Source organism: Streptomyces canus (genome assembly GCF_030816965.1).
Taxonomy (GTDB): Bacteria; Actinomycetota; Actinomycetes; order Streptomycetales; family Streptomycetaceae; genus Streptomyces; species Streptomyces canus_E.
In genome coordinates this window covers 2,207,814-2,226,474 of sequence record NZ_JAUSYQ010000002.1, presented here as the reverse complement: position 1 = coordinate 2,226,474, position 18,661 = coordinate 2,207,814, and the positions used below count along the sequence as shown (strand labels likewise).

The 18,661-nt window shown below is 71.6% G+C and carries 20 protein-coding genes and 1 pseudogene; 12 read left to right on the top strand and 9 right to left on the bottom strand.

Annotated elements, in window-relative coordinates:
• Nucleotides 1–151 precede the first annotated feature (151 nt).
• The 3 genes from QF027_RS11235 to QF027_RS11225 all read left to right on the top strand — a co-directional run bounded on the left by QF027_RS11235 (nucleotide 152) and on the right by QF027_RS11225 (nucleotide 2,535).
• Entirely contained in the window at nucleotides 152–685 is a 534-nt protein-coding gene (locus QF027_RS11235; RefSeq protein WP_306983577.1) for a TIGR03086 family metal-binding protein, read from the top strand.
• Between the two features lie 78 nt (nucleotides 686–763).
• Nucleotides 764–1,519: an NUDIX hydrolase gene (locus QF027_RS11230; protein WP_306983579.1), complete on the top strand. Its 756-nt coding sequence runs from the start codon at nucleotides 764–766 to the stop codon at nucleotides 1,517–1,519.
• On the top strand, nucleotides 1,516–2,535 hold the full coding sequence (locus QF027_RS11225) for an ADP-ribosylglycohydrolase family protein (protein WP_307074259.1): 1,020 nt from the start codon (nucleotides 1,516–1,518) through the stop codon (nucleotides 2,533–2,535). The genes QF027_RS11230 and QF027_RS11225 overlap by 4 nt, the downstream gene beginning before the upstream one ends.
• On the opposite strand, the gene QF027_RS11220 is transcribed toward QF027_RS11225, so the two are convergent.
• The 3 genes from QF027_RS11220 to QF027_RS11210 all read right to left on the bottom strand — a co-directional run bounded on the left by QF027_RS11220 (nucleotide 2,532) and on the right by QF027_RS11210 (nucleotide 4,308).
• Entirely contained in the window at nucleotides 2,532–2,939 is a 408-nt protein-coding gene (locus QF027_RS11220) for a Rieske (2Fe-2S) protein (RefSeq protein ID WP_306983584.1), read from the bottom strand. The two genes, QF027_RS11225 and QF027_RS11220, sit on opposite strands and share 4 nt — an antisense overlap.
• Nucleotides 2,936–3,517, bottom strand: a complete 582-nt coding sequence (locus QF027_RS11215; protein WP_307074258.1) for a DUF6529 family protein — start codon at nucleotides 3,515–3,517, stop codon at nucleotides 2,936–2,938. The genes QF027_RS11220 and QF027_RS11215 overlap by 4 nt, the downstream gene beginning before the upstream one ends.
• A gap of 128 nt (nucleotides 3,518–3,645) precedes the next feature.
• Complete coding sequence (locus QF027_RS11210) at nucleotides 3,646–4,308, bottom strand: hypothetical protein (protein WP_307074256.1); 663 nt, start codon at nucleotides 4,306–4,308, stop codon at nucleotides 3,646–3,648.
• 230 nt (nucleotides 4,309–4,538) lie between these two features.
• Between QF027_RS11210 and aroH the strand changes: the two genes are divergently transcribed.
• From aroH to der, 5 genes are all read left to right on the top strand, one after another.
• Nucleotides 4,539–4,907, top strand: a complete 369-nt coding sequence (gene aroH, locus QF027_RS11205) for a chorismate mutase (RefSeq protein ID WP_062052069.1) — start codon at nucleotides 4,539–4,541, stop codon at nucleotides 4,905–4,907.
• Entirely contained in the window at nucleotides 4,904–5,989 is a 1,086-nt protein-coding gene (locus QF027_RS11200) for a prephenate dehydrogenase (protein ID WP_057614494.1), read from the top strand. Before aroH ends, QF027_RS11200 begins: the two co-directional genes overlap by 4 nt.
• A 114-nt stretch (nucleotides 5,990–6,103) precedes the next feature.
• Complete coding sequence (gene cmk, locus QF027_RS11195; RefSeq protein ID WP_306983593.1) at nucleotides 6,104–6,790, top strand: (d)CMP kinase; 687 nt, start codon at nucleotides 6,104–6,106, stop codon at nucleotides 6,788–6,790.
• The gene (locus tag QF027_RS11190; RefSeq protein ID WP_373431013.1) at nucleotides 6,748–7,449 is read left to right on the top strand and encodes a lysophospholipid acyltransferase family protein; all 702 of its coding nucleotides are present in this window, start codon (nucleotides 6,748–6,750) and stop codon (nucleotides 7,447–7,449) included. Before cmk ends, QF027_RS11190 begins: the two co-directional genes overlap by 43 nt.
• Nucleotides 7,450–7,527: 78 nt before the next feature.
• On the top strand, nucleotides 7,528–9,006 hold the full coding sequence (gene der / locus QF027_RS11185) for a ribosome biogenesis GTPase Der (RefSeq protein ID WP_306983595.1): 1,479 nt from the start codon (nucleotides 7,528–7,530) through the stop codon (nucleotides 9,004–9,006).
• Nucleotides 9,007–9,055: 49 nt separating this feature from the next.
• On the opposite strand, the gene QF027_RS11180 is transcribed toward der, so the two are convergent.
• Nucleotides 9,056–9,367 carry a hypothetical protein gene (locus QF027_RS11180; RefSeq protein WP_306983597.1) on the bottom strand — a complete coding sequence of 104 codons (312 nt, stop codon included), beginning with the start codon at nucleotides 9,365–9,367 and terminating at the stop codon, nucleotides 9,056–9,058.
• 61 nt (nucleotides 9,368–9,428) lie between these two features.
• Complete coding sequence (locus QF027_RS11175) at nucleotides 9,429–10,211, bottom strand: hypothetical protein (RefSeq protein WP_306983600.1); 783 nt, start codon at nucleotides 10,209–10,211, stop codon at nucleotides 9,429–9,431.
• Nucleotides 10,212–10,513: 302 nt separating this feature from the next.
• Here QF027_RS11175 and QF027_RS11170 point away from each other — a divergent pair.
• Nucleotides 10,514–10,766 (top strand): annotated as a pseudogene (locus tag QF027_RS11170) (hypothetical protein); the annotation flags it as partial.
• Nucleotides 10,767–10,816: 50 nt separating this feature from the next.
• On the opposite strand, the gene QF027_RS11165 reads toward QF027_RS11170, so the two are convergent.
• Genes QF027_RS11165 through QF027_RS11155 form a run of 3 tightly spaced genes read right to left on the bottom strand, consistent with a single transcriptional unit; the run spans nucleotide 10,817 to nucleotide 14,708 of the window.
• A complete protein-coding gene (locus QF027_RS11165) occupies nucleotides 10,817–11,476 on the bottom strand; it encodes an ABC transporter ATP-binding protein (RefSeq protein WP_307074254.1) in 660 nt (219 codons plus the stop codon).
• The gene (locus tag QF027_RS11160) at nucleotides 11,473–14,232 is read right to left on the bottom strand and encodes an ABC transporter permease subunit (RefSeq protein ID WP_307074252.1); all 2,760 of its coding nucleotides are present in this window, start codon (nucleotides 14,230–14,232) and stop codon (nucleotides 11,473–11,475) included. The genes QF027_RS11165 and QF027_RS11160 overlap by 4 nt, the downstream gene beginning before the upstream one ends.
• Nucleotides 14,232–14,708: a hypothetical protein gene (locus tag QF027_RS11155; RefSeq protein WP_306983606.1), complete on the bottom strand. Its 477-nt coding sequence runs from the start codon at nucleotides 14,706–14,708 to the stop codon at nucleotides 14,232–14,234. The genes QF027_RS11160 and QF027_RS11155 overlap by 1 nt, the downstream gene beginning before the upstream one ends.
• Before the next feature lie 123 nt (nucleotides 14,709–14,831).
• On the opposite strand from QF027_RS11155, the gene QF027_RS11150 reads away from it, so the two are divergent.
• The 3 genes from QF027_RS11150 (at nucleotide 14,832) to QF027_RS11140 (ending at nucleotide 17,515) form a co-directional block, all read left to right on the top strand.
• On the top strand, nucleotides 14,832–15,380 hold the full coding sequence (locus tag QF027_RS11150) for a hypothetical protein (RefSeq protein ID WP_307074251.1): 549 nt from the start codon (nucleotides 14,832–14,834) through the stop codon (nucleotides 15,378–15,380).
• Complete coding sequence (locus QF027_RS11145; RefSeq protein WP_307074249.1) at nucleotides 15,349–16,641, top strand: ABC transporter substrate-binding protein; 1,293 nt, start codon at nucleotides 15,349–15,351, stop codon at nucleotides 16,639–16,641. The genes QF027_RS11150 and QF027_RS11145 overlap by 32 nt, the downstream gene beginning before the upstream one ends.
• Nucleotides 16,642–16,711: 70 nt before the next feature.
• Nucleotides 16,712–17,515 (top strand): hypothetical protein, encoded by an 804-nt coding sequence (locus tag QF027_RS11140; protein WP_307074247.1) that lies wholly within the window; start codon nucleotides 16,712–16,714, stop codon nucleotides 17,513–17,515.
• On the opposite strand, the gene QF027_RS11135 is transcribed toward QF027_RS11140, so the two are convergent.
• A complete protein-coding gene (locus tag QF027_RS11135; RefSeq protein ID WP_307074245.1) occupies nucleotides 17,504–18,658 on the bottom strand; it encodes an epoxide hydrolase family protein in 1,155 nt (384 codons plus the stop codon). The genes QF027_RS11140 and QF027_RS11135 overlap by 12 nt on opposite strands.
• Between the last annotated feature and the right edge of the window lie 3 nt (nucleotides 18,659–18,661).

Below are 18,661 nucleotides of genomic sequence, written 5' to 3'. Positions count from 1 at the left end.
TGGACGCGAGGACCGGGATCCGCGATGAGGCGTGTCAGGCAGTGCTGGAGGGCTCTGTGCGGCCTTCGCGGCCCGGCGGGTCCCGGCGGGCCCAGGAGACCCCTGTGGGGCCGCTGAGGGGCTGCTGGGGCGTTCTGGCGGAGGTGTTGTCATGAGCGCGGGGGAGCTGCTGGAGCGCTCGCTCGCCTATTCGCTGGGCAGCGTGGCGGGGACGAAGGCCGTGAGCCTCGGCAGGGCCACACCGTGTGCCGGGTGGAATCTCGAGGAGTTGCTGGGTCATCTGGACGACTCCCTGGACGCGCTGTACGAGGGGCTGACCGGCGGGCGGATCGGGCTGATCCCGTACGCCGACCGGGCCTGCGGCTTCCGCACGCGCGCGTGTGCCGTGCTCGGCGCCTGGGCCGCCGGTCCACCGGAGGACGTGCTGGTGGGTGAACGGCCGCTGGACGTGCAGGTGATGGCCGCCGTCGGCGCCGTCGAGATCACCGTGCACGGGTGGGACGTGGCCCGGGCCTGCGGACGGCAGTGGCCCATTCCGGACGGCCTCGCGGCCGAACTGCTGTCCGTCGCCCAGTGCGTGGTGGGGGAGGAGGACCGGGGTGTGCGGTTCGCCGAACCGGTCGCCGTGCCGACCCGCGCGCGGCCCGAGACACGGCTTCTCGCCTTCCTGGGGCGGCGCCTCTAGGGGCTTGTGGAACACGCTCGCGCTCTTTATAGTCGTAAGGACTATTAGTCATGCTGACCATAAAGGGGGCGAGCGCGAGTGGACTACGACAAGTACGCCTACGAGCCCTTCGCCGTCACCGTCGACCTCGCCGTCCTCACCGTCGCGGAAGGCGCCCTGCACGCGCTGCTCGTCGAGCGGGGGCAGGAGCCGTACGCCGGACACTGGGCGCTGCCCGGCGGGTTCGTGCACCCGGACGAGTCCGCGGAGGCGGCGGCCCGGCGCGAACTTGCCGAGGAGACAGGGCTGTCGGACGTCTCCGGGCCGCATCTGGAGCAGCTGCGGACCTACAGCGAGCCCGACCGCGACCCCCGGATGCGGGTCGTCTCCGTCGCGTTCGCCGCGCTGCTCCCCGACCCTCCCCCAGACACCGTCCGGGGATACCCCCATCTCGCTCCGCTCAAGCCGCACGGCGACAGCGACGCGGCCGAGGCCCGCTGGGTGCCGTACGACAAGGCGGGGCCGCTCGCCTTCGACCACGACCGCATCCTGGCCGACGCCCACGAACTCGTGGGGGCCAAGCTCGAGTACACCTGCCTCGCCACCGCCTTCTGCCCGCCCGAGTTCACCCTCGGCGAGCTCCAGCAGGTGTACGAGGCCGTGTGGGGCACCACCCTCGACCGGCCCAACTTCCGCCGCAAGGTGCTTGCCACGCCCGGCTTCGTCGAGGCCGTCCCCGGTGCCGCACGTCTGACCGGCGGCCGCGGCAAACCGGCCGCGCTCTACCGCGCGGGACCGGCCACCGCCCTGCACCCCCCTCTCCTCCGCCCGTCCCCGGAAGGACGCCCCGCATGACCACGATCCTGACCAAACGCGCCGCCACCGGAACACTCGTCGGCCTCGCCCTCGGGGACGCCCTCGGCTTCCCGACCGAGTTCAACGACGTGCCGTCGATCCTCGCCAAGTGCGGGCCCTGGCGGGAGATGGAGCTGCGGACCCCGGCGATCGTCAGCGACGACACGCAGATGACGCTGGCGCTGGGGAGGGGAATGCGGGCGGCGATGGACCGGGGAGTGCTCGGGCCCGAGCACCTGGAGCGGCCGCTGAGGGAGGAGTTCGTCGACTGGTATCAGTCACCGGAGAACAACAGGGCGCCGGGAAACACCTGCCTGCGGGCCTGTTCTCTGCTCAAGAACGAGCAACTGCCCTGGCAGGAAGCGAGCCAGATCAACTCCAAGGGCTGCGGCGCCAACATGCGCGTGGCACCCGTCGGACTCGTCCCCGGGCTCAGTGACGAACAGCGCGCGGGCGCCGCCCAGTTGCAGTCCGCGCTCACCCATGGGCACCCGACCGCGCTCGCCGCGTCCGACCTCACCGCGCGTGCCGTACGGCTGCTCACACAGGGAGCCGAGCCGGACGAACTGGTCGGGCTGCTGCGGTCGTACGCCCTGGTGAACCGGGGGCAGTACCACGAGCGCTGGCTCGGCGACCTGTGGACCCGCGGCCAGGACCGGACGCCTGGGCAGTTCATCGCGCGTGGCTGGGACGAGTGCTTGGCGATCCTGGACCGGCTCGACGACGCCGTGCGCACCGCCTCGCCCGAGGATGACCCGTGTCTGGCCACCGGGGCGGGCTGGATCGCCGAAGAAGCCCTGGCGACCGGACTGTTGTGCTTCCTGCAGTTCCCCGACGAGCCGCTGACGGCTCTGCGGCGGGCCGCGTGCAGCTCCGGCGACTCCGACTCGATCGCCTGCCTGACGGGCGCCTTCGCAGGCGCCCACCTCGGGGCGGACGCCTGGCCTGTCGAGTGGGCCGACCGGATCGAATACGGCAGCGAGCTGGTGACGCTCGGCGCGCTCTGGGACGCCTAGCCGAGCTGGATCGAGTCCCCACTGACCTTGATCTGCTTCTCGGGCAGCGGCTTGTTGGCCGGCGGGTTGGCCACCGAGCCGTCCGTGATGTTGAACTTGCTGCCGTGGCAGGGGCAGTTGATGGTGCCGCCGGACACGCTGGTCACCTGGCAGCCCTGGTGGGTGCAGATGTCCGAGAAGGCTTTGAACTCACCCTCCTTCGGCTGGGTGACGACGACCTTCTCGTCCTTGAAGATCTTCCCGCCGCCGACCGGGATCTCACTGGTCTTCGCCAGTTCGGTGCCGGCCTCCACCGAACTGGACCCGGAGTCGCTGTTCTCGTTGCCGTACTCGCCGCAGCCGACGGTCAGCGCGGCCGCGCCCGTCGTGAGAAGGATCGTGCGCCGCGTCGGGCTGTGCGTCATGTCGTGACTCCGAAGGTGCGGAAGAACCAGAGGGCCGAGGTCAGCCAGAGGATCGTGAGCGCGGTGAAGACGAGCCCGCCGACGATCGGCAGCAGCCAGCCGGGAAGTCGCTCCGAGCGGAGCAGCAGCATCTTGGCACTGAACACACCGAAGAAGAAGCAACCCAGCACGGAGTGCCACAGAACGCGTGATTCGTACGACTGGAAGCCCAGCGCGTACAGGCAGTGCACCGCGACCGGCACCGCGACCAGGAAGGCCACGCGGCCGGACCAGCGGTGCAGGGTGGCGGACCAGCTCGGGCCGGGCAGCTTGCCGTACAGCATCAGGGCCGAGACGAGCTGCACGATCGCGAAGAAGAACGCGACCGTCGCGAGCCACGACTTCACCGCGCCCGTGCTGCTGAAGCCGGCGAGGTTGAAGGCCGTCCCCGTCGGGTCGTGGACCTTGCCGTACGCGCCCAGGGCGACCGCCACCGCGGCGGCCACGAGGGCGGGGGTCAGGTAGCGGGCCGGGCCGGGGCGGCGCTCGGGTTCGGGCGAGGGCCAGCTCTGGGTGGCCGCGTTCGGGTCGACGGTCATGATCGACTCCTTCGGGTTTGGGTCCTTCTGATGGATCTCCGTGGAAGAAGGAGCGGCGTTCGGTGCGTGCGGTGAGCGTGCGTGCCGGGCGTCGCGACGCCGCGGAGATCCATCAGAAGGGCCCTGGGTCAGGGGGTTACCGGACGGGCCGTGAGCTGCTGTCCGTCGACCGTCACCGCACCGGTCTCCGGGTCGATCCCCGGCGCCGGGGAGGGCTTGCCGTCGCGCTTGAGAATGCCGACCTGCTCGCCGTCCGGAAGGACGATCCAGCCGCCTTCGATCTTCGCGCCGGCCACCGTGCTGTTCGCTCGGTAGAGCCCGGACGACTTCTTCGCCTTCCCGATGGTGAAGGCGTAGCTCCCGCTGCCGACGTGGGCCGTGCCGCGGATCTCCTTGGCCCCCTTCACCTTGCCGTCCAGGCTCGCGCCGCCCTTGCCGGTCAACCGCAGGCTGCCGTCGTCCTTCACGTCACCCTGCAGCCACGACTCGATGTTGTGGCCGTCGCAGACGTACGCGATCGCCTTGTCGTCGCGCACGGTGATCGCGACCGCGGAGGAGTCGTCGTCGGTACGGCCCGTGTAGACGCCCTCGGGCACGGGGGTCCGCGACGGGGACGGGCTGGGCAGCGCGGACGTCTGTGCCGGTGCGGTGCTCGGTGACGCCTTGACGCTGGGCGACGGCTTCACGTACGACGACGTGGTCTTCTCTCCCGTCGTGGCGTTGAGCGAGAGCATGAACAGGCCGACCAGCAATCCCGCGAACAGTGTCAGCAACGGTCCGGAACGCTTCATGTAAGGGGCCTCCCCCGAGGCGGGTTTCCTGCCATCAGAGCGGACCCGGGGCCCCGAGTCCAGAGGCGCACAGGTGTGTTTTCCCCCCAAGTAGCGGAACTGGGACATTCGGGTGACATTGGCACGGTCCGGGAAGCCATCTCAGGGTGCGGGCGCCGCGCACCCGCCCCGCGCGGGCTGACTAGGCTGGACGGCCAAGAGCCGAACGCACATCAGCAAGGAGCAACACCGTGGCGGTACGAGCGGTCCGGGGCGCCGTCCAACTCGAAAAGGACGAGGCCGGCCACATGGACGAGCAGGTCGGGGCGCTGCTCACCGCCATCATGGAGCGGAACGAGCTGACCGCGGACGACCTGATCAGCATCTGGTTCACGGCCACGCCCGACCTGCACAGCGACTTCCCCGCGGCCGCGGCCCGCAAGCTCGGCACCGGCTTCGCCGATGTACCGCTGATCTGCGCCCAGGAACTCGACATCGAGGGAGCCATGCCCCGCGTCGTCCGTGTTCTCGCGCACATAGAGTCCGACCGGCCCCGCGCCGACATCGCGCACGTCTACCTCGGCGCCGCGGCCGCCCTGCGCAAGGACATCGCACAGTGAGGACCGCACTCGTCGTCGGGACCGGGCTGATCGGGACGTCCGCCGCGCTGGCGCTGGCGGGGCGGGGCGTCACCGTCCATCTCGCCGACCACGATCCCGAGCAGGCCCGTACGGCCGCCGCGCTCGGAGCGGGTACGGACGAGGCGCCCGAGGGGCCCGTCGACCTCGCGATCGTCGCCGCGCCGCCCGCGCATGTGGCCGGAGTGCTCGCCGACGCGATGCGGCGCGGGGTCGCTCGCGGGTACATCGACGTGGCCAGCGTGAAGGGCGGGCCGCGGCGGGAGCTGGAGGGGCTGGGGCTCGACCTCTCCTCGTACATCGGTACGCATCCGATGTCCGGACGGGAGAAGTCCGGACCGCTGGCCGCCTCCGGGGATCTCTTCGAGGGGCGGCCCTGGGTGCTGACCCCCACCCGCGACACCGACACCGAGGTGCTCAATCTCGCGCTGGAGCTGGTCTCGCACTGTCGCGCGGTGCCGGTGGTCATGGACGCCGACGCCCACGACCGTGCTGTGGCGCTTGTCTCGCACATGCCGCATCTGGTGTCCAGCATGGTCGCCGCGCGGCTCCAGCACGCCGAGGAGGCCGCCGTACGCCTGTGTGGGCAGGGGATTCGGGATGTGACCCGGATCGCCGCGTCGGATCCCGGGATGTGGATCGACATCCTCTCCGCGAATCCGGGACCGGTGGCCGATCTGCTCACCGATGTCGCCGGGGACCTGGAGGAGACGGTGCGGGCGCTGCGGGCGTTGCAGTCCGCGGACGAGGCGAAGCGGCTCGAGGGCACGTCCGGGATCGAGGACATGCTGCGGCGGGGGAACGCCGGGCAGGTCCGGGTGCCCGGGAAACACGGGTCCGCTCCTCGGGTGTACGAGGTCGTGGCCGTGCTCATCGACGACCAGCCGGGGCAGCTGGCCCGGATCTTCGCGGACGCCGGGCGGGCCGGGGTCAATATCGAGGACGTGCGGATCGAGCATGCGACAGGGCAGCAGGCGGGGCTGGTGCAGCTGATGGTCGAGCCGTCGGCGGCGCCGGTACTGGCGGCGTCGTTGCGGGAGCGTGGCTGGGCCATTCGGCAGTAGGGCCGGCCTCGAGACGACGGCGTCCGGACGAGTGACGCGCACCCAGTAACCTTGTGCGGGGCACAGTCGCGTCCCCACACCACTCGCCAGACCGCACCCGAAAGGTGTCCCCCCGTGGAAAACGGCGCCGCCCAGCCCGTGATTGTCGCCATAGACGGCCCCTCCGGCACGGGCAAGTCGAGCACCTCGAAGGCTGTCGCCGCGCAGCTGGGTCTGAGCTACCTGGACACCGGGGCCCAGTACCGGGCGATCACCTGGTGGATGGTGACCAACGGGATCGACATCGACGACCCGTCCGCGATCGCCGCCGTGGCGGGGAAGGCGGAGATCGTCTCCGGCACCGATCCGGAGAACCCGACGATCACGGTCGACGGGACCGATGTGGCCGGTCCGATCCGGACCCAGGAAGTCACCTCCAAGGTCAGCGCGGTGAGCGCGGTGCCCGAGGTGCGGGCCCGGATCACCGAGCTGCAGCGGTCGCTGGCGACCTCGGCCGAGAAGGGCATCGTCGTCGAGGGACGGGACATCGGTACGACCGTGCTGCCCGACGCCGACCTCAAGGTCTTCCTCACCGCTTCGCCCGAGGCCCGCGCCGCGCGCCGTAGCGGGGAGCTCAAGGGTGCCGACGTCAACGCCACCCGTGAGGCGCTGATCAAGCGGGACGCGGCCGACTCCAGCCGGAAGACCTCGCCGCTCGCCAAGGCGGACGACGCGGTCGAGGTGGACACCACCGAGCTCACCCTCGCGCAGGTCATCGAGTGTGTCGTCACCCTCGTCGAGGAGAAGCGGGCGGGGAAGTGAGTACGGACTCTTCCGGCACGGTTCCTTCGCGGAAGGGCGCCGAGGTCGGGCGGCGGATCGGCGTCGGGCTGATGTACGGGCTGTGGAAGCCGCGTGTGCTCGGCGCCTGGAGGATGCCCGCGACCGGGCCCGCGATCCTCGCCGTCAACCACTCCCACATCATCGACGGCCCGATGGTCATGGGCGTGTCACCCCGGCCGACGCACTTCCTGATCAAGAAGGAAGCGTTCATCGGCCCGCTGGACCCGTTCCTGACGGCCATCGGACAGGTCAAGGTGGACCGCTCGGTGGCCGACCGCGGGGCGATCACCCGGGCGCTCGATGTCCTCAAGGCCGGCGGGGTGCTCGGTATCTTCCCGGAGGGCACCCGGGGCGAGGGCGACTTCGCCTCCCTGCGGGCCGGGCTCGCGTACTTCGCGGTGCGCAGCGGGGCACCGGTCGTTCCGGTCGCCGTGCTGGGAAGCTCCGAGAAGCCGGGACGGTTGATAAAGGGGCTGCCTCCGCTGCGCAGCCGCGTCGACGTCGTCTTCGGCGACCCCTTCGAGGCGGGCGACGGCAGCGGACGGCGTACGCGCAAGGCGCTCGACGAGGCGACCGAGCGCATCCAGAAGCAGCTCAGCGCCCACCTGGAAAACGCCAGGCGCCTGACCGGGCGCTAGGCGACACTGAGTAGTGGATCAATCCGGCGGAACAACCGGGGGTCCACCGATCACCACGATGAACGAGGTACGGACTTCATGAACGACCACATCCACTCCGAGGGCTCTTCCGAAGAGCACGACCACGGAGCGCTTGGCGATGCCGAGTACGCGGAGTTCATGGAGCTCGCCGCGGAAGAGGGCTTCGACCCCGAGGACGTCGAGGGTGCCATCGAGGCGGCCGGGCACGGACCGCTGCCCGTGCTCGCGGTCGTCGGCCGCCCCAATGTCGGCAAGTCGACTCTGGTGAACCGCATCATCGGGCGCCGCGAGGCCGTCGTGGAGGACAAGCCCGGAGTCACCCGCGACCGTGTCACCTACGAGGCCGAGTGGGCGGGGCGCCGCTTCAAGGTCGTCGACACCGGCGGCTGGGAGCAGGACGTCCTCGGCATCGACGCCTCCGTGGCCGCGCAGGCCGAGTACGCGATCGAGGCCGCCGACGCCGTCGTGTTCGTCGTCGACGCCAAGGTCGGCGCGACCGACACCGACGAGGCGGTCGTACGACTGCTGCGCAAGGCCGGTAAGCCCGTGGTGCTGTGTGCCAACAAGGTCGACGGGCCGAGCGGCGAGGCCGACGCCTCCTACCTCTGGTCCCTCGGGCTCGGCGAGCCGCACCCCGTCTCGGCGCTGCACGGCCGGGGCACCGGCGACATGCTCGACGCGGTTCTGGAGGCGCTGCCGGAGGCGCCCGAGCAGAGCTTCGGCACCGCGATCGGCGGGCCGCGCCGCATCGCCCTGATCGGCCGCCCGAACGTCGGCAAGTCCTCGCTGCTGAACAAGGTCGCCGGCGAGGAGCGGGTCGTCGTCAACGAGGTGGCCGGCACCACCCGTGACCCGGTCGACGAGCTGATCGAACTCGGCGGTGTCACCTGGAAGTTCGTCGACACCGCCGGTATCCGCAAGAGGGTCCACCTCCAGCAGGGCGCCGACTACTACGCCTCGCTGCGCACCGCCGCCGCCGTCGAGAAGGCCGAGGTGGCGGTCATCCTGATCGACGGCTCCGAGTCCATCTCGGTCCAGGACCAGCGGATCGTCACCATGGCCGTCGAGGCGGGCCGCGCGATCGTCCTCGCCTACAACAAGTGGGACACCCTCGACGAGGAGCGCCGCTACTACCTGGAGCGGGAGATCGAGACCGAGCTCGGCCAGGTCGCCTGGGCGCCGCGCGTCAACGTCTCGGCGCGCACGGGCCGCCACATGGAGAAGCTGGTCCCCGCGATTGAGACGGCTCTGGCGGGCTGGGAGACGCGTGTCCCGACCGGCCGCCTCAACGCCTTCCTCGGTGAGCTGGTGGCCGCCCATCCGCACCCGATCCGGGGCGGCAAGCAGCCGCGCATCCTCTTCGGCACTCAGGCCGGCACCAAGCCGCCGCGGTTCGTGCTCTTCGCCTCCGGGTTCATCGAGGCGGGCTACCGGCGTTTCATCGAGCGCCGGCTGCGTGAGGAGTTCGGCTTCGAGGGCACTCCGATCCACATTTCGGTGCGGGTGCGCGAGAAGCGCGGCGCGAAGAAGAAGTGACGTAGACATGAGGGAGGGCGGCCCCACCGGGGCCGCCCTCCCTCATGTCTCAGTTCCCTCGGCGTGGACCGGGTGGCAGCGCTGCCGGGATGTGATGCATCCCGGTGTGCTGCTGCCCGATGCGACCCACCGGCTGCCACTGAGACTGCTGGCGGGCGCTGTACGCCCCCGCGCCGTAGGCGCTGTACGAGCCCGAGGCGTGCGGGATGTTCTCGAACGCGGTGAAGTCCAGCTCCTCCTCGCCGCTGCGGTCACCCGGCAGCGAACGGAAGGCCTTGACGTACTCGGAGTAGAGCGCGTCGTAGATCGGCGTGGCCGATGGTCCGCCGGAGAACCGGCGCGGAGCGTCGTATGGGTGCACGTCTGTCCAAACGACACCGAGACCTCCGGGATGCGGTTCGGCGTGATCGTTCAGCCGGTCCTCACGTCCCCGCGAGAGGCATCGCGGCCGCGACCAACTTGCCGTTCGCCGCGGCCTTCTCCAGTGCGTCCCGCAGCAGGTCCTCGCGAGGCTGCCGTCCGATGGACCCCACCGGCGCGGCGAACATCAGCACCTGTTGGTGCTTGTTGGCGGCGGCCCGCCATGCCTCGGTGACCTGGAGCGGCTGGTGCGCCTGCCACCAGGCCACCGGCTGCCCGCCGATGGGCGACGGCTGGAGCACCGCGTGCAGCTGGCCCACCGCCAGCAGTACCGACCACCCGTGCAGAACGGACGGCACCGCCTGGATCGCCGTCAGAGGCATGAACCCCTGCTCGATCAGCAGCGGCAGGAAGTCGTCGCCGAGCCCCGTCGCGCCCGGCCGCACGATCGGCCCGGTCGGCTCCACGACAAGGGCCGGGTGCAGCTCCCCCGCGATCAGGATCAGCCCACTGGTCACCCCGAGCACCGCCTGCTCGGGTACGACCTTGTCCGGGTCCAGGTCGACGGTGTCGCCGGTGATGGACTTCACCGCGCCCCGGAGCTGTTCCTCGGTGACCTGGACGACCTGTGAGGGCAGGCAGCCGGCGTGGGCGAAGGCCAGAACGGCGGTCTCGTCGCCGATGAACAGGACGGTGCTGGTGCGCTCCTGCGTGGAGTCGCCCTGGGTGCGGCAGGAGGTGCAGTCGTAGCTGCCGGGGGCGTTCTCTCCGGCGAGCAGCCGGTCGGCTTCTTCGTCGCCGATCTCGGCGCGAACCTCGTCGCTGACGTCGAGCATGCGCGGCACGGGTGACTCCCTCGGGAAGCGGTGCCCGGGTGGGTCCCGGGCTCATGAAGAAGACAACGGGCGATCTGTGGCGGCGGTCACGCCTCAGGGCGAACGGAATCGAACCATCAATCGCGCAAGGTCACCTCGGGTGCGGAATCGGGTACTCAGTGTCAAGTCGTTGGAAGCTCAAGGAAGTTGGCTGCGTTAAGTGGGTCACAGGTCGACTGGGTGACTGGTCGACAAATCAGGAAATCAGCGAATGAAGTGGGTGGCGGAAAAGTTGCCGATACCTGTGGCACCGGGCAACCGGCCTGCAACGAGCACCGCTCGGGCTGCCGACCGCGGTCGGCAACTCCGCGGCGGCGGACGGCGGAGTGTGGGACCGCATCACCCGGTGCGAGAGCGATGGGAACTGGCAGGCCACCGAGGCGCAGCGGATCGCGGTGGTCACCAAGGTGCAGCGCGTCCGCCGCCCGGCACGGGACCACCTGGCAGAAGGTCTACGCCGCCAACCAGGCTGTCATCGGCGCCGATCCCCACCTGATCGTGCCCGGGCAGCGCCTCGAAATCTGAGAGCTCTCCCCTGTCACGGGCCCCTGGGCGCGTGGGTGCGGCCGGGGCGGTCAGCCCCGCCCCGGCCGCAGCTCCGCCGCCTCTCCGCTGAACGCGACCACACCCCGCCGCAGTTCGTACACGATCACCGTCCGGCCGTGCAGTGCGGGTGGGAGCCGTTGCTCGGCCACCACCACACACGCGTCCAGCGCGGCCAGGAGTTCGTACGTGCGGGCCGCGACCGTGGGGGACATGCCTTGCGCAGGTTCGTCGACGAGGACCACGCGTGCGCGTGCCAGGAGGGCTCGGGAGAGCGCGAGCATGCGTTGTTCGCCGCCGGAGAGGGTGCCGACGCGGCGGGGGAGCAGGCGGGCGAGCTGGGGGTAGGCGTCCAGGGCCAGGTCGTGGGTGGGGGCGGCCAGTTCGAGGTTCTCGCGGACCGTGAGGGAGCCGAACACCGACTGGCGTTCGGGGACCAGGCACAGACCGCGGCGGGCCCGCTCGTACGCCGGTACGCGGGTCACGTCGGTGCCGTCCCACACCACGCTGCCGTCGGTGAGCGGCACGGTTCCGGCCAGGGCGCGCAGAGTCGTCGTACGGCCGGAGCCGTTGCGGCCCAGCAGGACGGTGAGGCCGGGGCCCGGGGCGGTGAGGGTGATGCCGTGCAGGGCCTCCAGGGGGCCGTAGCGCACGCGCGCGTGGCGTAGCGAGATGGCCGTGACGGCTGTCATACGGCGGTCTCCCGGGCGTCGAGTGTGTCCAGCACGTGGGCCGGAGGGCCGGAGGCGATGATGCGGCCCGCGCTCATGACGTGCACGACGTGCGCGAGGTCGGCGACCAGGTCGAGGTCGTGTTCGACGACGAGGAGGGCGGTGCCGTCGGCTGCGAGGGCCCTGAGGATGCGGGCCAGGGCGGTCACCTCGGCGGTGTCGAGACCGGCGGCGGGTTCGTCGAGGAGGAGGACGCTCGGGGTGCCGGCGAGGGCTCTGGCGAGTTCCACCCGACGGAGGGTGCCGGTGGGGAGGCCGGCCGCGGGGGCGTCGCGCAGGGGGCCGTCGAGGGCGAACAGTCTCAGGGCGCGGTCCACTGCGGCCGGGTCGGTTGTCCTGCCCTGCTCGGCGCCGACTCGGACGTTCTCTGCCACGGTCAATGTGGGGAAGACCGCGAGTTGTTGGAAGGTGCGGGCGATACCCAGGCGGGTGCGGGCGTGGGCGGGGAGGCGCGTGATGTCGCGGTTCCCGTAGTGGACTCGGCCGTGGGAGGGGCGGACCGTTCCTGCCAGGCAGTGGAAGAGCGTGGTCTTTCCGGCGCCGTTGGGGCCGATGATCGCGGTGATACTGCCGGGTGGGACGGTGAGGTCGACTCCGTCGAGGGCGGTGAGGCCGTCGTAGCGGGCCTGGAGCTTGCGCGTGGTGAGGATCGGGGGCGGAGCGCCGTCGGCGGCGTGCGGCGCGGGGAGTCGGCTCCGGCGGGACCGGCCTTGTTCGGCACCGTCGGGATCCGCTCGGCGGTGCGTGCCGGGTCGGGCGCTGCCCGGATCCGCCGTCAAGGTGTTCGCCGTGGCGGCGGGGAGAGCGGTGCTCGCCTCCTGGCCGTGCATCGCGTCGGCGCCCGATGCCGCGGTCGGGGGCGCCGCGGCCCGCAGCGCCCGTTGCAGTCGTCTCCGTGTCCGGAGGCCCGTCGCCGTCAGCCTCGCCCCCCGCCGTGGCCGCAGCCTCCGCACCGCCTCGTACGGCCCCCCGGGGAACCGCCCCATCAGCACGGCCAGTACCCCGACCAGCGCCGCCGCCACCCCTCCCCGTGCCCCCGCGTCCAGGCCGACCAGGAGGGCCGCCGCGGTCAGGGCGCCCAGGGTGCTGTCGGCGCCCAGGACGACCACCGCCGCGAACCAGAGGAGGCCGCGGACGGGGTCGTAGGCGGTGGGATCGAAGGCGCGCAGGCCCATGCCGAGCATTCCGCCGCCCAGGGCGGCCAGGGCGGCGCCCGCCACGAAGGCGAGGAGCTTCAGGGCGGGGACCTGGACGCCTGCCGCCGAGGCCCCTGACTCGTGGTCGCGCATGGCGGCCAGCGCCCTGCCCGTACGCCCTCTGCGCAACGCGTGGGCCGTCAGGAGGGCGAGCGTGAGCAGGGCCAGCTCCAGGACGTAGTACGCGCGGTCGCCCTCGAAGCCCGCCGGGCGGCCCAGGGACAGACCGGACGTGGCGTACGGCTGGGCGAGGACGAAGCGGCTCACACCGACGCCGACCGCGAAGGTCGCGAGGGCCAGCGCCAGCCCCCGGCGGGTGATCGCCGGCCAGCCGGTCAGGAGGCCCAGGGGTGCCACCAGGACCACCGCCAGCGCCAGCGCCGCCAGTTCCGGCAGCCGGGGAAGTGCCGGGAAGCGGCCCGCCGCCAGCAGGGCTGTGAACAGGGCGCCCAGGCCCGCGTAGGCCGCTTGCCCGAGGGAGATCTGGCCGCCCCTGCCCGTCACGACCACCAGGGAGAGCAGGACGACGCCCAGCGCCGGGACCTGGACCGAGGTGTGCAGGTCCGAGCCCGCGAAACCCAGCGGGATCAGGAAGAGGATCACCGCGACGATCCATGCGCCCTGAGGCGTCGGCACGCGCGCGGTGGCCGTCCGGGGCAGCGCGTCCCGGGTGCCGATGCGGGGGAGCGCCAGGCACGCGACGAGGAGAGCTACGACGAACAGGTTCGCCCCCACCGCCTGGAGCAACGGTTCGCCCCGGCCCGAGGGGTGCAGTCGGGTCAGCTGGCTCTGGACCACCCCGATGCCCAGCGCCACGACCACGGCCACCGGCAGGCTGCGCATCCGCGCGGCCACCGCCACCGCCACCACCTCCATGACGAGCAGAGGCAGCCCGTACGGGTCCAGACGGACGAAGGGGGCCAGCAGAACGCCCGTCAGGCCCGCGGTGAACGCCCCGAACGCCCAGCCGGCCGCCGCCACCCGGTCGGCGTCGATCCCGCCGAGCACGGCCAACCCGCGGTCGTCCACGACGGCCCGCAGCTCCCGTCCGAAGCGCGTCCGGCGGATCACCGCGCTCACGCCCGCCGCCAGGACCAGGACGACCGCCAGCTGCCCCCAGGGATCCGCGGACACCAGCTCCGGAGCGTCGTCCCGTGCTCCCTGGCCCCACAGCAGCGCGGCCCCGCCCACCAGCAGCACGAAGACCCCGATGGAGGCCACCAGGGTCTGGGCCGGATCGCCGCCCAGGACGGACAGGGGCCGGAAGACGAAACGCTCCAGCACCACGCCCATCACCGGCGCCAGGATCAGCAGGGTCACCACCGCCCCGGCCCACAGCGGCCAGCCCCACTCCACCACGCACTGCCGCAGCGCGTACGCGCACACCATGGCGATCGCCCCGTGCGCGAAGTTCAGCACCCCGGTCGCGCGGTACGTCACGATCAGGCCGACCCCGGTGAGCGCGGCCGCGCTGCCGACCGACAACCCGGCGAGGGTGAGGTCGTAGGTCAGCGACGACATCAGTCGGTTTCCTCGACGGGCTCGCAGATCGGACAGGGGCCCAGCTCTCCGCTCGCCAGGAGCTTCGCGTCCACCGGGACCGACTCGACCTTCCCGGCGACCAACGGGCAGTCCGCGCGGTGCCAGAGCGTGCCACCGGGCACCATCAGCAGGTCCCCGCTGACCGCCAGGGGCGCGTCGGCCGCCGCGACGGACTCCTCGGCCCCGGTGGGCTCCGCGGAGACCAGGAGGCCGTACAGCTCCTCCACACGCGTGGCGGCGAGCGCGCCCCGGCCGTGGGTGAGCAGCACCGCCCCGGCGACGATCAGCGCGGCGCCGGGCACCGTGCAGGAGGCGAGGTACGGCAGCTGCCGCTCGGCGTAACGCTCGCCCGAGACGCCGTACCAGCCGAGGACGCACAGGACCGCGCCCGCGGCGAGCGCGGCCCAGCCGGCCCACAGAACGGGGTGCACGGTCCGCAGTCGGGCTGTCCGCATCTGTGGCTCCCCCATGTCGCGTGCCTGTCCATGTAAGCCAATCGCTTGCACTATGCCTTCTGGAAGCTGACCCTGAAAGCACCGGGCGCACGTGGCCCGGACCGACACCCGGTGGTGAGCCAGATGGTTCTCGGGAGCGACCGCACGTGGGGGAACGGCAGCCGGGGGCTGATGGCGGTGGGGTTCGCCCTCGCCGTGGCCCTCACGGCGTGCAGCGACGACAGCGGCGGCGGCAGCGAGAGCCCGCCGCCGACGCCTTCCGTGGAGCGGACCACACCTTCCGCGGCCCCGTCGCCGAGCGGACCCGCCGACGCGGCCGCCGCCCAGCGGGAGATCAAGGCGAACTGGGAGAAGTTCTTCGACCCGAAGACCTCCACCAGGGACAAACAGGCCGTCCTGGAGAACGGCGACGAGATGGGCCCGGTGCTCCAGGCCTTCAGCGGTGACCAGCGCGGCGGACAGGTGCAGGCGAAGGTCACGAAGGTCGGGTTCACCAAGCCGACCGCGGCCGACGTGACGTACACCCTGATGCTGAACGGCGCCACCGCCCTCCCGGACGCCTCCGGAACGGCGGTCGAACAGGACGGCACCTGGAAGGTGTCGGTCAACACCCTGTGCGCACTGGTGCAGTTGAGCGGCAATGCCACGGCGTCGGCTCTTCCGGGCTGCTGAGGCCGCCCTCGCGGTCCTGCTGCTCATGGTGGGCACGGCGTGCGGCAGTCGGCTGCCGGAGAGCGACTTCGAGCACCGGGAGCGGGCGACCCCCGCCCAGGACGGCACCCCGATCCGGGTCGGCATCGTCACCAGCGCCACCAGCCCGGTCGGCGGCGGCACCTTCACCGGCCCGCGCGACGGCGCCAAGGCGTACTTCGAGCGCCTCAACGCGCGCGGGGGCGTCGACGGCCGCCGGATCGAGGTGCGCGAGTGCGACGACGGCGGCAGCGGGGTCGGCAACAACACCTGTGTCCACCGGCTGATCGACGAGGACAAGGTGGTCGCCCTGGTCGCGACCACCGCCCTCGACTACGCCGCTGCCTCCCGCGTCTCCCACGCGCGCGTGCCCGACATCGGAGGCCAGCCCCTCGGCGCCGCCTACGACACCTGGCCGCACCTCTACGGCATCTACGGCAGCCTCGCGCCTCGGCGCGGCACGACCGGCTGGGGCGGAAAGCAGTACGGCGGCACCGAGGTCTACCGCTATTTCAAGCGCGAGCACGGGGCTCGTACGGCGGCTGTCGTGTCGTACAACCAGGCCGCGTCCGCCGCCTACGCCCGGCTCGTCGAGCAGGGGCTGAAGGCCGAGGGGTACAAGGTCGTCACCGAGCAGGTCGACTTCGCGCTGCCCAACTTCCGTGCCGTGGCGGCCGACCTGAAGGAGCAGGGCGCCGACCTGGTCTTCGACGCCGTCGACAGCCATGGCAACGCCCAGTTGTGCGAGGCGATGGACGCGGCCGGCGTCGAGGTCACCGCCAAGGTCACCAACGTGCAGAACTGGACCTCCACCGTCCCGGACGATTACAAGGACGCCCCGCGCTGCCGCAACGCCCTGTGGGCGACCGGGGCCAGCCGGAACTTCGAGGACGTCGGCAATGCGGCCGTGCGCGAGTTCAGGGACGCCACCAGGAGTCTGAAAACGCATTCCCAGTGGCAGTTGGAGGGCTGGGCGGCCGCGAAGTGGTTCACGAACGCCGCGAAGTCGTGTACGCCACAAGGCGTCACGCGCGGGTGCGTCGACGCCTACATGAACCACAGCCAGGACTACACCGCGGACGGCCTGCTTCTCCCCGTCCGCTTCGAGCGCCTGGTCGAGCCGCCGAAGTCCCGCAGAACCTGTCTCTCGGTGGCCCGCTGGCAGGACGGCCGGGGCTGGGTCTCCCAGAGCGACATGGACCATACGTGCTTCGACGTTCCGCAACTGCCGTATCAGCAGTGAGTCACCGGACGCAGGCAACCAATGGAGGTGCCCGAGGGTCTGACAGAGCACCATGAACCACGGGAGGACCATGCCCGCCGGGCAGGGCGTACAACTGCGCGCCGACTGTGTCGCCGACTCCGCGGGCGGACTGACCTTCGACGTCACCGCCGGTGGGGCGAGCAGTACGGCCCATCTGGTGCTGCGCCGGCGCGACGGCCACGAGGAAGTGGGACTGCCCCTGGCCCCGGCCGCGGCCGGGCGGCTGCGCGCCGCACTGCCCAGCACCGTCGCCCTGCCAGAGGGCCGCTGGGACGCGTACGCGTGCGTGGCCGACGACGAGCCGCTGCGCCTCGCGCCCGGCGCCACCGACCTGCGTGCGCTCGGCGCCCGCATCCCGAGCGGCACCCGCGGCCACGTCGCCGTCCGTATCCCCTATGCGACCCGGCAGGGCAACCTCACCGTCCGCAGCTGGCTGCGCGCCCCGCACGCCGAAGCGGGCGAACTGCGCGTCGACAGCGCCGGACTGACCGTGCGCGGGCGGCTGTACGGCACCGCCTTCGCCCCCGGTGCCCATGCCGAGGTGCGCGCTCGGCACTCCCCGGGCGCCGCCCGCCGCATCGACGTCGCCGTGGACGAGGCCCGGTTCGGCTTCTCGGTCGGGTACGCGGTACTCGGGCCAGGGGTCTGGGACCTGTGGCTGCGGCCGCTCGGCGAGAGCGGGCCGCGGGTGCGGATCGCGCGTTTGCTGGACGACGTCGCCGACAAGAAGCCCGTGTTCACCTATCCACGCGCACGCGTGGTGACGGCGTACGGCCCGGTGGAGGCCGGGCCGTACTACACGCGGGACAACGACCTGTCGGTGTCCGTCACCGCGTGCCCTTCACCGCAGTGAGCCGAAGAACTGCCTGACGTCACCGGCCAGCAGATCGGGGACCTCCAGGGCCGCGAAGTGGCCGCCGCGGTCGAACTCCGTCCAGCGCACGAGGGTGTTGGCCTGCTCGGCCCAGCGGCGGATCGCCACGTCCTCGCCGAAGTTGGCCACCGCGGTCGGCACGCCGGAGGTCGCCGTCGGGAACCAGTCCGGCACATGGCTGTTCTCGTAGTACATGCGGGCCGCGGAACCGGCCGTGCCGGTCAGCCAGTACAGCATCACGTTGGTGAGCAGGGTGTCCCGGTCGATCGCGTCCTCCGGCAGTGTGGCCGAGGAGTGTGTCCACGCCTGGAACTTCTCCATGATCCACGCCAGTTGACCGACGGGCGAGTCGGTGAGGGCGTAGGAGAGGGTCTGCGGACGGGTCGACTGCACGGCGTTGTAGCCGAAGCCGTCCGTGGTGAACTCGGCGATGCTCGCGAGCCTTCGCCGCTCGCGGTCGGTCAGCCCTTTCTGCGCCTCCTCGTCGACCGGGCCGAGCGGGATGAACCCGACCGAGGCGGCGTTCACATGGACGCCGACGACGGACTCCGGAGCGACCCGGGCGAGCGCGGGGGAGATCAGCGCGCCCAGGTCGCCGCCCTGGGCGCCGTAGCGCTCGTAGCCGAGCCTGCGCATCAGCTCCGCCCACGCGCGGGCGACCCGGTTGACGTTCCAGCCCTTGTCGCGCGTCGGCCCGGAGAAGCCGAAGCCGGGAATGGACGGGATCACCAGATGGAAGTCCTCGCTCAGCGAGCCGATCACACCGAGGAACTCGACGATCGAACCCGGCCAGCCGTGCGTCAGGATCAGCGGGAGCGCGTCCGGCCGGGACGAGCGGACGTGCAGGAAGTGCACCTGGGCGCCGTCGATCTCGGTGACGAACTGCGGGAGCTCGTTGAGGCCGGCCTCGTGCTTGCGCCAGTCGTAGGCACCGCGCCAGTACGCGGCGAGATCGCGGAGATACGGCAGGGAGGCGCCGTACTCCCAGCCGGCGCCCGGGAGCTCGTCCGGCCAGCGGGTGAGGTCCAGGCGGGTGGGCAGGTCATCGAGCTGCGCCTGCGGGATGTCGATCCGGAACGGGCGGATCTCACGGTTCTCTGCGGTCGCGCTGTTGTCTGCCATGAG